The sequence below is a fragment of the Methanobrevibacter sp. genome (genome assembly GCF_045636185.1).
Classification (GTDB): domain Archaea; phylum Methanobacteriota; class Methanobacteria; order Methanobacteriales; family Methanobacteriaceae; genus Methanocatella.
Window position 1 is genome coordinate 1 of record NZ_JAZTXC010000013.1, and the last position, 11,880, is coordinate 11,880.

The window sequence follows — 11,880 nt, forward strand, 5'->3', positions numbered from 1 at the left end:
TTATATTATTATCTTATTCAAATTGGCGTTTCAATATTAATATTTGCTATATTAATTATTGTAGGGAGATTTATAATTGAAAAATTTAACAATAGTTCTTTTAAATATCTGAATCCTACAGAATACCTCCCTGAAGAAGAAGTCAAAACATTAAAACAAGTCTATTACTTAATAATGGTATTACTTTTATTTATAATAGTTGTGAATTTCTTTTTTGATAATAATATACTCTTAAGCAACGGCCCCGAGTTTTATGCGTTTCATTCTGTTTTAGATATCATTGTTGCAGTTTATATTTCTTGCATCATTTATGATAAATCTTCGAAAAAAAGCATTATATTAATATTTTTCCTATTCCCACTTGCATCAATTGCATTTTTACTATTTGGAGAGTCTTTACTTGAATATTGGGACTTTTTGCGTATTCCTGCTTTTATATATCTAATGAAATACTTCTATAATAACTTTAAAAGTTATACTGATAGGCACAACTTAGGTCTTTCAATAATCCTGTTATTTACAATACTATTCTTAAGCATTATAGTTACAATGTTTATCGAAAATGAAGATCCTTTGAATGCAATGGTTATGGTTTCTAATGCTTTTACCAGTAACGGATATGCAATTTTAGGCGACACTACAGGAGGTAAAGTCAATAGTATCTTTCTGGTTTGGAGCGGATATATACTATCGGGAGCTGCCACTGCAACATTAACTACAGCCATGTTAAGACGTCATTTTAAAAAAAGACTTGATAATTACGATGAAAAATTGGATGAAATGCAAAAATTAATTAAAGAACTTAAAAATGAAAATGAAAAAAAGAATTAAAAATAGAGATTAAGTAAAATCTCCATTGTTTTGAGTTCCAGGATCTTGACCTGGGCGGAAATCATCCGAAGAACTTCCGGAATCATAGCTTCCTGAATCTGAGGATGAGCTATCAGAACTTGAAGAGTAACTTTCAGAATCACTGGACTGGGAATCCGTAGCTGGAGTACTGTTTACTTGAGATATATTGTTCGTATGATTAGTATGATTAGTAGAGTTAGTGATATTAGTATCTTTATGAAGATTGATACTGCCAACATTCATCAAAACAATAAAACTGCCAACCAAAATAATCAGAATAACTAAAATTAAAATTATGAGATTTTCTGTTTTCATATTTCGCCTCCTATATATAATTTAATTATCATTATATAAAAGCTACTGACGGGACTTGAACCCGCAACCTCCGCCTTACGAGGGCGGCACACTGCCAATTGTGTTACAGTAGCAAAAAAATTTCTGAAAAACTATTAAAATTCAAGCTTTTCAGAATTAAAAATCTCAATTCCCATATCACCAGAAACCAAATCTCCTATCTTTTGACCAAATTCCAGGAAATGTTTGGTTTGCATGTGCTTTTGTAAAATTTCAATAGATTCCCATTTTTCAACAAACATCAGAGAATCATCTGAAGTATCATCAAATAAACTATAATCAATGTTTCCTTCTTCTAACTTAGAATTCTTGATTAAATCTTTTGAAAATTCAATGATACTTGCTTTTGCAGATTCATCTTTCGGTATTGTTTTTGCTAAAACTATTATCATATTACCACTATATAATTTTATTGATATATATATCCATTAAATTATTTCCTTGCTTTACCAACTCTACGTGCAATAACTATTTCACCAACAGAAATCAAACCGGCAAAGAATTTTTCCAATCCTCCTGTTGCCCAAATAGCTTCACCAAATGTAGAGTTCATAATATTTTCTTCATATTCTTCCGGAGATATTTTTACACCAGTAGTCTTTTTGGAAACCAAAGCTGAAGCAGACATTAATTCTTCCCAGGTAACACCTTTAAGCTGATGTTGCATCGCCTTATATAATTTTACAACTTTAATATCATAAAGTTCAGATAATAATTCAACGATATCACAAGCACGAACCATACCAATAACCTGATTATCATCATTTATTACCGGAACAGTAACAAACTTGTTATTTGCTGTTAAAATAACAGCAAGCCTAGCAGGTGCATCTTCATGAATAGTAGTGATTTCCTCATAAGAACTCATGATTTCACTAATCTTTTCATTACCATTCCTCAGACCTCTAGTTACATCAAAAGAAGTTACCCATCCAATTAATTGTTTATTATCATTAACAACCGGACATGTAAATCTCCTAATTTCTTCCATTACTTTAGATACTTCAACAACACTATCATCGCTATTCAAATATACGAAATCTTTATCCATTAACTCTTTAGCTTTCAAAACAATACCTCCTATTCAATTTCAACACGTTTTAGTGCTCCAACTGGACAATGGTTAGTGCATTCAACACATCGAATACACTTATCATCATCTAAGACAACTCCTCCATCTTCTAACCTTATAGCATCAACAGGACAATTTTCTTCACATAAAAAACAGTTAGCACATAAATCATGGTTAACCTCTATTTTCCTGCTGTGACGTATAGGTCCTATTATTCTATCCAATGTAATTGCATTTTCATTTTTTGAAATTTCAACACAAGCACTGCATCCAATACACAATTTCTTATTAATGTAAGGATATAATGTATCATCATCTAAATCCATACCCGTATCGAAGCCCAATTTATCAAAAAATTCTTTAAATTCTAAAGTAAATGCATTTGTTGGACATAAATCGGCACAATCTTGCCAATTATTATCTTGAGTGTAATCAATTTCAATTTCGTTCATTCTTACAGTTCTATGATAACAACGGACATTATTAACACTGTATTGCATAAAACCTTCATCTTCATCCTTATTATAAGTAACAACATTTTTAATTAATTTAATTGCTGAAACAGGACAAGTTTGAACACAAATTTCACATTTAACACATTTATCAGTGATTTTAGCTAACCTGAAAATATTAGCAGGGTCAATAGCATCAACCGGACATGTACCAACACAAGTATTACATCTTACACATTTTGGCGCAACAGCAATAATTTCCTCTTCAGTTTTAAAATCATCCAACTCAAATTGGAAATCATCACCATCATCATCTAATTCAACAGATTTTAAAAGAACTTCACGTTCCAAACTTTTCATCTGCTTTATAAACGACACATTCATATTATTACCCGCTATGTTATTTATTAATAAATTCTTTTAATTCATTTGATTTAGGGAATTTATCCATCCCAAATCCTTCAATAGCTTTACTAGCTACCCAATTACCTATTTTGCAAGATTTTTCTAAATCATATTCCTTTAAATAAGCATATAAAAATCCGCTGTTAAAACTGTCACCAGCACCAGTAGTATCAACAACATCACATTCAAACGCTTCAACATCACATTCTTCATTATTATTGCAAGCATAAACTCCCTGAGAACCTCTTTTAACAACAATAGTACTAATTCCACTGTCTAAAAATTTTTTTGCCAACTGCTGATATGAGGACTCATCATCATCTAATAATAATCTTAATTCAGATTCATTGATAAGCAAAATATCACATCTGTCCAAAATCGGTTTAATCTTATCAAATCCTTTTTGAACATATAGCATTCCAGGATCAAAACTCAAAATACAATCTTCATTTAATTTATCAAGCAAATCTATTTGAGTCTTAAATGAATCGCCAACAAAAGACGTATAATGCATTATTTTACATCTCATAATATTTAATGTATTAATTTCATCAATTACAATGTCATCATTAACTCCAGGATCCACATAAAGACACCTGTCTCCATTAGAGTCAACGAAACCTATACATTTACCAGTATTTCCTCCGTCAGAATAAATTAGATTATTTGAAAAAACTCCATTAATTGCCAAGTTATATTCAATTAACTCCCCATCATCATCTTCAGCTATTTTGCCTATGATTGAAGTTGATATGCCCAATCTAGATAATCCCACAATTGTATTTGCTGCAGATCCGCCAGGAGTATCCTGACTAGTTTTGATAAAGCTTTCTTCATCTGCTCCAGCAATATTTTCTACAGAATATAGTTTATCTACATTTAGAGCTCCAAATCCTATAACTTCTGCATTTAAATCATCATCAAATATTTCCATATTAAAACCTTATTTTAATAAATCCAATAAATTATAAATTTTATCTCCAAGTTTGCCATCAAAATTACCTGCAGATATTCCAATAACACCATCAACATCAATAGCTGCATCAATACCTGCTTTTAAAGCTTTAAACATTGCATCCTCATTTATGGCATTGACAACAATTTCTGGAATATAGTTTACATTTTCCGGTACTTTTGACTCTTCTCCCAATTTTTCTTTTAAAGAGGGACAATAATAATGATTAGTGGTCGGACCAATTTCCGGATAATTTGTTTCAGGTTTTGAAGCTGCTGAACAAACATCAAAGGGAGCAGTTACACCTTCAACTTCCATTATAGCATTGATTATTGCATCTCCCGCAGTTATTACTGCATCCGGAGTTTCACATAAATACCAGAAGTTACCTCCCATTATACCATCATTAATTTTGAATTTTTCTTCAATTTGAAAGTCAGGAACTGCAATTGGCACATTTATCATGCGACGACCGTATTCTTCAACAATCCATTCCCATCCATCACCGCAATGGCCTACAATATCCATCATTTCAATATAATCATCACTTTCACCATCTGCATAGTCAAATATGCGCGTAAATGGCTTAACCAGTACATCTTGCCTTAAACGATAAGATAATTCAAATGCAAATTTTTCCTTATCATCGCCGCCTAGCCAATACTGTACAACAGCACCGAAACGACCGTCAGGAGTATCACTTTTATCTAAAAAGCCTTCAACACCACCTTCAACTCTACCTATAACTGCACTCGGAGTTGAAGTAGAGTCATATGCCGCTCTTTTAACAATCTCTTCAGTTGGTCCTGTAATTAAAGCCCTTACATATTTACCTTCAAAAGCTTCAAAAAAGGTATCTTCAACTTTATCATAATTCATTTTATCCAAGACCTCCTATGTCTTCACCACGAATATTATTTCGCATACTGACACTTTCTTTTAATATTTTATCATAATTTTTATCATTAACAATTTCAATAATCGGATAATTATTTCCATCAGACACTTCAAAGAACCTATTTTTTATCTCATTTGAAATATTATATTCCGTAAATAATTTATTTAAATCCTTTTGTGAGTTATAATCATTAATAAATTGTAAAACTTTATCTTTATCATAATTTGCATAGATATTTGCAATTACAGCAGTCGCTATTGCGCTTGGAGATACAATAGCAAATTCAGCCACTTTAAGAGGGTATTCATTGCCGTTAAATGATATTGATATTCCATTGTTTTTTCGGGCAAAGTCCAGAGCCTCCACATCCGTAATACTATCACCAATGTATAGAATATTATTAATATCAACACCATATTCCTCAATGATAGTATCAATAGCTAATTTCTTACCCAATCCACCGATGACATCAATTTCCTTGATTTTTTCATAGATTCCCATCTTCGGGATTTCACTGAAGAAAATTTCGTCAAACAAATCATAATCATCAGGATTGTCCAATATTTGATTTTTATATTCTGCTATTTTTTCTAATTCTTCATCATTTAAATGTAGTGCATCTACATCAACATTTGTGTAAAATGTATTTTCAAATGGAAAATCCATATAATTAGATAGTGCTTCAATATATTGGCCATAACTAGTACTAACTATGTAAGTATTCATAGCTCCCTTCAAGTATTTTAATAGGAATTTTGAATCCCTAATTGCACAAATATTGTTTTTTGAAAAATCAACCAGATCTTTGTTTTTAAGATTTTCAAGTACGAAAAATGGTAAAATAAACTTTAAAGTATTTCCTACTTTATAACCCTCTTTTTTAACAACATCAACAAGATAATCATCATACAAACTGAGGATTTTAAATAGTTCACTACCATTTTCGATGAAATGTTCGCATAATTCAAATGCATTATCGTTAAGCGTCAGTGGACCTTCACAGTCAGTTATAAAAGATTTTTCAAACATCAATTCACCTAAAGTTAATAATCCTTATTGAATCAACAGGACAAATAGCTTCACAAGTTCTGCAGTAAATACAATTTTCCTCAATAAACTCAACATGGTCCTCTGCCAAAACCAACGCATCAGCCGGACAATTTCTCACACAGATTTCACAAGCCTGACATTTGGTTGTAGAAATGGACAACTCTCCTTCCCTTTGCTTAAACAGATAGGATCTTGCATAATACAAATCCAAATCTTTACTATAGTAATAGTCATCATAAGCTCCAATAGCATCAAATTGACATTTTTCAACACATTTTCCACAGTAAACACAATTGTCATTAATTGATATTGGATTAGGGCCATTAAGCTCTATAGCTCCAACAGGACAGACATTATAACACTCACCGCATGCAATACATTTTTTAGAGTAAACTTCAATGTTTCTATCCATCAAATAAGAACCGAACAGTCTGTCAAACTTATTAAGTTCAATACTTGACTCTAAAACAACACCCAATTCTTTTTCCATTTGCTCATTGACTTTACATTCAATGTAATTTTCAAAATTTTGGTCGTCAAATTCCAAAGCAGTTGCTTTTGCAACCTTTTTAAGAACAGAATTCAGGCTGATTAAATCAAGAGATAATCTTTTCATATCATTATCTGTAATGCTTGAAACAATATCAAATGATTTAATTTCACTATACATCTTATATGCTTTTTTACGTGAAGCATATCTTATTGCACCTGAAGGACATGAATGCATACATTCCTCACATCTTGCACAGTATCCTGGATTGATATAAGGCAGTTTATTTGTTCTTCCAACGTTAATTGCACCTGTTGAAGGACATACTCTAGTACAGGTCATACAGCCGATACATTTATCCTGATTGACAACGATTGCTTTACCTCCCTTAACTGTTTTGGGAAGTAACTGACCATATTTAATCGCATCAGTAGGACATACTCTAAAACAGTACCCACAGCGAACGCAAGTGTCTTTGTCGATTTCACTATGCGGTGGATTTTTGCCATCATTGAATATATGGATAGAACCGTTTTTACAAGCCTGTACACACGCACCACATGCCTTACATAATTTAATGTTAATGTTCGGAACTTCTTCTTTAATAGGAGGATCCATTTGAACATCTAAAGAAATTGCGTCATATGGACATGCATTTCGACATAAAACACACCCAAAGCAGGTATTCTTTATTTTCACAAGACCGTCAACATCATCCATATAAATCGCATCAATAGGACATGAACTGAGACACGGTTTATCAGCGCAATTTTCACATTTTGTCTGATTAATTAAGTAATCAACATCAACATGCCTTAATGGTCTTGGAGTTTTAGTATAACTATCAATCATAACACTCACTCCATTAAAATCTCCTCATTTAAATTAGATGCCTTCACAGTAACATGAATAATTCTATCTTCAGCCAGTGAGAATTTGGCTATGAAATATTTGATTACTGAGAAAGGACATGTCTGGTAACATATACTGCATCTTAAACATCTATCCTTATCCCTGACAATAGTATCTGCATCTTCATCAAATGAAATGCAGCCTGTAGGACAGTCAGGAATACATAATTGGCATTTTTTACATTCATCCTTATTCCAATCAATGATTCTGATTTTAAGCCGGTTAATTGCATTGGAAATAATTTGGAAACTAACTTCTTCATCAGGAATAATCTTAAGAGCCTTCTCCCAAATTTCATCTAAAGGAAGATCATATTGCAGCAAACTATCCTTTTCAAGCGCTCTTAAATCTTCTTCTTTTGAATTAACATAATCTTCAATATAATTTACTGCAAGAAGAATCAAATCTTTTTGACCGTTGAAATTTTCAATGAAGACCTCTTTCATTGCTCCACTGACAGGGCAAACGTCAATACATTCTCCACAGGCAATGCAGGTAAGCTGATCTACATGCAGTTTATCGTTAACAAGTGAAATAGCCCCAACAGGACATTTTTTCATACATTTTTTACATTTGATACATAAAAAGTCATCGACAATGTATTGCTTTTTTGAAGGAATAATATTGAATTCCGGCATGATTAAATGGTTTTCACCACATTCCAATGTTTTCGGGTCTGTAGGACATACTTCAGCACAGAAACCGCAGCGAATACATGCACCAGGATTGATTACAGGAAAAGTCAATCCTTCTCCGGACTCATCATCCTTTTCACGGATAATTTTAATTGCATTTGGTGAAGGGCAGGAAACAGTACAAGCACCGCAACCAATACAATATTCCTTATTCACTTTTGGAAAGTCTCTAAATCTTTCTGGCTTTTCAGCAAGTTCAGGTAAAGATTTAGCATTAGTAAATGCATCAGCCCATGCTTTTTTTGCAAAATCATAAATATACCAAATCAAAGATGACATTTACTTTACCCCACTAATATCTGTTAAATAAGTTTCGCCATGCTCATTTGTAACTGCAACACGTTCGGCGCAGGCAACACACGGGTCACATGAAGCATAAGTTGAAACAGCATCAGAAACTGAAGGAACATCCCTAATCATGTATTTGGCACATGAATCCATATTCGGAATACTTGGAGTTCTAATGGAAATATGTTTAATCAAGTTACCGTTAGTTTCAATAGTGTATGTTACTTCACCACGGGGAGCCTCATTTCTCCACTGGGCATATCCTGATTTGATTTCTACAGGAGTACGGATTTCACCTTTCGGAATATTTTCAATTGCCTGTCTGACTAAACTAATACATTCAGGTATTTCATCAAAACGGTTTAATGTTCTTGCGTAGTTATCTCCCTCTTTTCTCCAGATAGTATTAAAGTCGAAATAATCTTTATATGTTGGGTGGTCTTCACGGTAATCATATTTAATTCCGGAACCTCTGCCGATTGGACCAACAGTTCTTCCCTTAATGGCTTCTTTTTTAGTCATGACTCCAACACCTTTACAACGAAGAGCCAAAGCGGGACCTTCGGCAAACATTTCCCTTGTTATCTCAAAGCCCTCTTCAATCTTTTTGAGATTTTCCAGAATTGGCTTAAAATGACGCTCATCAGCATCCATTTTTACTCCACCAACAACATTCCAGCCCATGTTAACTCTATTTCCAGTGAGTAATTCAATGGAATCCATTGCATATTCCCTCAATTCCAATACATGCATGAATAAAGTTTCATGGTCCATTGATTTGAAAAATGTTGAGTTTCCAAGGAAATGACTTTGAATTCTGTCTAACTCGTTGGTAATGACCCTTAAAAATTGTGCTCTAGGAGGAGCTTGAACACCGCAAATTCTTTCAATTGTTTCTGCAAAAGTCTGGGTATGTTCATAGGAACAGATTCCGCAAACCCTTTCAGATAAATAAATACCTCTCTGCCAAGTTTGACCTTCAATAATTTTTTCAATACCTCTGTGCACGTAACCATATTCAATTTCCGCTTTTACAACATGTTCTCCTTCCGTTTGAAGTTTAAGTCTTATAGGCTCTTTTAAAGCAGGATGAATAGGACCAATAGGCAATATCATTTCTCTTCCCTCCCACGATCAGCAATAGCTTGAGGACCAACAGCCAAAATGGCCTCCAAAATTTCACTAGGCCTTGGCGGACATCCTGAAACTGCAGCATCAACTGGGACAAAGTCAGAAGCGGGAGCATAAACATGACCTCCCTCCTGATTGAATACATCACCAGATTGCGGACAGTTTCCAATAGCCACTACAATTTTTGGTTCAGGAGCTTTGTCGTAAACTCTTTTTAAGTTTTCTCTCCATTGCTCTGTAACAGCACCTGTTAATAACAGAACATCAGCTTCACGAGGATTATTGTGAACATAGATACCATATTGCTCCAAATCATATCTCGGAGATAATAATGCAACGCATTCAACATCACATCCATTACATCCGCCACAATTTACGATGCAGACATGAATTGAGCTTTTCCTCACAATATCCTTAATTGAATCTAACATTTTTACCCTCTTTATCTAGAATTTTTTAATAATTGGAATAATTCTTTTTGACCTTCCTTTAATACATCAGAATAATTTTTACCATCCATTATTTGACCTGCCAATTTTTCTTTAAGGTTATCACCATCTTCCTTAGACAATAATCCCAAATTGCCAACAAACCAGCAAAGCCTTAAATCAGCGTGTAATTTTTTAATTAAACATTGATAATGTGCAGTTTCAAAGGTAGCATGCAAAGATAATACTTCAGACATGTCCAATAAATCAAAGAACATGTGTTCTACTTCCTCAGGAGTACAGTCAAAATCTTCAGCTAAAGGAAGTATAATATCCCTTTGGCATACATAGGTTTTTACCATACGATCTTTCATCATTTCTAATTTTGCTTCATCATCCATTGAAATCACATCATTATATCATGCGTAATACTAAATAAATAATTATAGCTATTGTCAAACCAATAGCAGTTTCTTTTCTTCCATAACCTGGTCTTTCACCCATGACAAAACCAGCTAAGAGAAATCCAATTCCTCCCAGAATCATATTACCTGAATTAAAACCTAAAATCCAACCAACAACAGACATTATGCAAGTTTTAATATCCAAACTACTATCAGCAACGTAAGGTTCGCCATGTAACTTATAGCTGTATAATAATCCCAAAATGGAACCGATGACGAATGTAAGTAAATAAATTAAATAATCTAACATAATATCTCCTTAAACTGGTTTATAAAGTAATATAAATGAACATACAATTACTATAAATGTTACGAAAAACATTATCTTTTCTAATTTTTCAACATTATGTGTAAAATGACCTCTACTAGTTAACAATACAAGAATAGCCAATATCAACCCCAAAATTGGGATTGGAGCTAACATTGTGGAATGGAGAACTGTTGCAAGTAAACCGACAACAATTATACCTATTGCAACCAATGAAGTTAAATATACAACGACTTTTTCCGAACTCATCTTATCCCCATCCTTAAATTAATATCATTATGACTGTTCCAATAAAACAGACTGCTCCCATCGTTATTTGACTCATTACAGAATGATTCGGATTTAATATTGGAGTTGTTGAATTGATAAATCCTGTAATAAACGTTAATACAATCATTCCAATAAGATAACCTACTGCACTTAATGGTCCAAAGAATATTGTTAAGAATACCCATAGCATGACATACCATGAAATTGATTCTGAAAACATTATAAATCCTCTTAAGAATCCAAAGTGTTCAGTTTCAAAACCTGAAATTAATGCTTTGTCTTTTGTTATTCCAAATGGAGAGTATGGAGATTTTGATAACAATAACAAGAAAAACATTATAGCGGCAAGAGGTATTGAAAATGCCAATGGACCGTTAGTAGCCTGATAACTAATAATATTTCCTATATTCATTGTACCTGTCTTTAAATAGACAAGAACAATTGCTGCAAATAATGGTAGTTCAGTTGCTGCTGATAAAACAGCCCTTACACAACTTGCTTTTCCATAAGGGGAACCTGAACTAGAACCTGAGTTATGCTCAACAATTTTATAAACGGCATAAACACCAAATAAAATTAATAATGAATCATGAGCAACCGGACCTACAATTACACCAACAATCCAAATTGCAGCCAGAATAAATACAATACCAAGATAAAATGGCATGGATACTGTTTTTGGAAATGCTGTCTCTTTAAAGAAGAATTTTAAAGAGTGCAATAGATGCTGTATAATAGGCGGACCTGGTCTTTTCTGAACACGTGCCATTATTTTTCTGTGCAAACCTAAAAGTAAGCTTCCAGCAAGGAATGCAATAATTACATTGATTAAAATATCTGCCATTAAATTCATAATACCACTAATATCCAGTAAACGGTTCTTTCACCCTTTCTTC

General features: G+C 33.1%; 16 protein-coding genes and 1 tRNA gene. 1 reads left to right on the forward strand and 16 read right to left on the reverse strand.

Going from position 1 to position 11,880, the window contains the following annotated elements:
• Positions 1-831 (forward strand): hypothetical protein (locus ACKI3Q_RS00830; RefSeq protein WP_407413358.1); only part of this gene is annotated, 831 nt, incomplete at its 5' end.
• 9 nt (positions 832-840) lie between these two features.
• Here ACKI3Q_RS00830 and ACKI3Q_RS00835 read toward each other — a convergent pair.
• The 16 genes from ACKI3Q_RS00835 to ACKI3Q_RS00910 all read right to left on the reverse strand — a co-directional run bounded on the left by ACKI3Q_RS00835 (position 841) and on the right by ACKI3Q_RS00910 (position 11,837).
• On the reverse strand, positions 841-1,167 hold the full coding sequence (locus tag ACKI3Q_RS00835; RefSeq protein WP_407413360.1) for a hypothetical protein: 327 nt from the start codon (positions 1,165-1,167) through the stop codon (positions 841-843).
• A gap of 40 nt (positions 1,168-1,207) precedes the next feature.
• Positions 1,208-1,280, reverse strand: a tRNA-Thr gene (locus tag ACKI3Q_RS00840).
• A 21-nt stretch (positions 1,281-1,301) separates the two neighbouring features.
• Positions 1,302-1,598: a putative quinol monooxygenase gene (locus ACKI3Q_RS00845; RefSeq protein ID WP_407413362.1), complete on the reverse strand. Its 297-nt coding sequence runs from the start codon at positions 1,596-1,598 to the stop codon at positions 1,302-1,304.
• A gap of 41 nt (positions 1,599-1,639) precedes the next feature.
• Positions 1,640-2,275: an HPP family protein gene (locus ACKI3Q_RS00850; RefSeq protein ID WP_407413364.1), complete on the reverse strand. Its 636-nt coding sequence runs from the start codon at positions 2,273-2,275 to the stop codon at positions 1,640-1,642.
• An 11-nt stretch (positions 2,276-2,286) separates the two neighbouring features.
• A complete protein-coding gene (locus ACKI3Q_RS00855; RefSeq protein WP_407413366.1) occupies positions 2,287-3,114 on the reverse strand; it encodes a 4Fe-4S binding protein in 828 nt (275 codons plus the stop codon).
• Between the two features lie 16 nt (positions 3,115-3,130).
• Positions 3,131-4,069 carry a carbohydrate kinase family protein gene (locus ACKI3Q_RS00860; RefSeq protein ID WP_407413368.1) on the reverse strand — a complete coding sequence of 313 codons (939 nt, stop codon included), beginning with the start codon at positions 4,067-4,069 and terminating at the stop codon, positions 3,131-3,133.
• A 9-nt stretch (positions 4,070-4,078) separates the two neighbouring features.
• Entirely contained in the window at positions 4,079-4,969 is an 891-nt protein-coding gene (locus ACKI3Q_RS00865; RefSeq protein ID WP_407413370.1) for a formylmethanofuran--tetrahydromethanopterin N-formyltransferase, read from the reverse strand.
• A 1-nt stretch (position 4,970) separates the two neighbouring features.
• A complete protein-coding gene (locus tag ACKI3Q_RS00870; RefSeq protein WP_407413372.1) occupies positions 4,971-6,017 on the reverse strand; it encodes a hypothetical protein in 1,047 nt (348 codons plus the stop codon).
• Positions 6,018-6,021: 4 nt separating this feature from the next.
• The gene (locus ACKI3Q_RS00875; protein WP_407413374.1) at positions 6,022-7,389 is read right to left on the reverse strand and encodes a 4Fe-4S binding protein; all 1,368 of its coding nucleotides are present in this window, start codon (positions 7,387-7,389) and stop codon (positions 6,022-6,024) included.
• Entirely contained in the window at positions 7,386-8,414 is a 1,029-nt protein-coding gene (locus ACKI3Q_RS00880; protein ID WP_407413376.1) for a 4Fe-4S binding protein, read from the reverse strand. The genes ACKI3Q_RS00875 and ACKI3Q_RS00880 overlap by 4 nt, the downstream gene beginning before the upstream one ends.
• A complete protein-coding gene (locus tag ACKI3Q_RS00885) occupies positions 8,415-9,539 on the reverse strand; it encodes a nickel-dependent hydrogenase large subunit (protein ID WP_407413378.1) in 1,125 nt (374 codons plus the stop codon).
• Positions 9,536-9,985 carry an NADH-quinone oxidoreductase subunit B family protein gene (locus ACKI3Q_RS00890; RefSeq protein ID WP_407413380.1) on the reverse strand — a complete coding sequence of 150 codons (450 nt, stop codon included), beginning with the start codon at positions 9,983-9,985 and terminating at the stop codon, positions 9,536-9,538. Before ACKI3Q_RS00890 ends, ACKI3Q_RS00885 begins: the two co-directional genes overlap by 4 nt.
• Positions 9,986-9,996: 11 nt before the next feature.
• Positions 9,997-10,383, reverse strand: coding sequence for a DUF1959 family protein (locus ACKI3Q_RS00895; protein WP_407413382.1), 387 nt, complete (start codon positions 10,381-10,383; stop codon positions 9,997-9,999).
• Positions 10,384-10,396: 13 nt separating this feature from the next.
• A complete protein-coding gene (locus tag ACKI3Q_RS00900) occupies positions 10,397-10,696 on the reverse strand; it encodes an energy-converting hydrogenase subunit EhaL family protein (protein WP_407413384.1) in 300 nt (99 codons plus the stop codon).
• A 9-nt stretch (positions 10,697-10,705) separates the two neighbouring features.
• Positions 10,706-10,963: a hypothetical protein gene (locus tag ACKI3Q_RS00905; protein WP_407413386.1), complete on the reverse strand. Its 258-nt coding sequence runs from the start codon at positions 10,961-10,963 to the stop codon at positions 10,706-10,708.
• 13 nt (positions 10,964-10,976) lie between these two features.
• Positions 10,977-11,837 (reverse strand): respiratory chain complex I subunit 1 family protein, encoded by an 861-nt coding sequence (locus tag ACKI3Q_RS00910; RefSeq protein ID WP_407413388.1) that lies wholly within the window; start codon positions 11,835-11,837, stop codon positions 10,977-10,979.
• Positions 11,838-11,880 lie beyond the last annotated feature (43 nt).

Excerpts from the sequence above, each read along its gene's own strand:
- ACKI3Q_RS00910 (WP_407413388.1), bottom strand. The coding sequence starts at position 11,837 with ATGAATTTAATGGCAGATATTTTAATCAATGTAATTATTGCATTCCTT.
- ACKI3Q_RS00890 (WP_407413380.1), bottom strand. The coding sequence starts at position 9,985 with ATGTTAGATTCAATTAAGGATATTGTGAGGAAAAGCTCAATTCATGTC.
- ACKI3Q_RS00870 (WP_407413372.1), bottom strand. The coding sequence starts at position 6,017 with ATGTTTGAAAAATCTTTTATAACTGACTGTGAAGGTCCACTGACGCTT.
- ACKI3Q_RS00885 (WP_407413378.1), bottom strand. The coding sequence starts at position 9,539 with ATGATATTGCCTATTGGTCCTATTCATCCTGCTTTAAAAGAGCCTATA.
- ACKI3Q_RS00835 (WP_407413360.1), bottom strand. The coding sequence starts at position 1,167 with ATGAAAACAGAAAATCTCATAATTTTAATTTTAGTTATTCTGATTATT.
- ACKI3Q_RS00860 (WP_407413368.1), bottom strand. The coding sequence starts at position 4,069 with ATGGAAATATTTGATGATGATTTAAATGCAGAAGTTATAGGATTTGGA.
- ACKI3Q_RS00900 (WP_407413384.1), bottom strand. The coding sequence starts at position 10,696 with ATGTTAGATTATTTAATTTATTTACTTACATTCGTCATCGGTTCCATT.
- ACKI3Q_RS00880 (WP_407413376.1), bottom strand. The coding sequence starts at position 8,414 with ATGTCATCTTTGATTTGGTATATTTATGATTTTGCAAAAAAAGCATGG.
- ACKI3Q_RS00905 (WP_407413386.1), bottom strand. The coding sequence starts at position 10,963 with ATGAGTTCGGAAAAAGTCGTTGTATATTTAACTTCATTGGTTGCAATA.
- ACKI3Q_RS00865 (WP_407413370.1), bottom strand. The coding sequence starts at position 4,969 with ATGAATTATGATAAAGTTGAAGATACCTTTTTTGAAGCTTTTGAAGGT.
- ACKI3Q_RS00845 (WP_407413362.1), bottom strand. The coding sequence starts at position 1,598 with ATGATAATAGTTTTAGCAAAAACAATACCGAAAGATGAATCTGCAAAA.
- ACKI3Q_RS00855 (WP_407413366.1), bottom strand. The coding sequence starts at position 3,114 with ATGAATGTGTCGTTTATAAAGCAGATGAAAAGTTTGGAACGTGAAGTT.
- ACKI3Q_RS00895 (WP_407413382.1), bottom strand. The coding sequence starts at position 10,383 with ATGGATGATGAAGCAAAATTAGAAATGATGAAAGATCGTATGGTAAAA.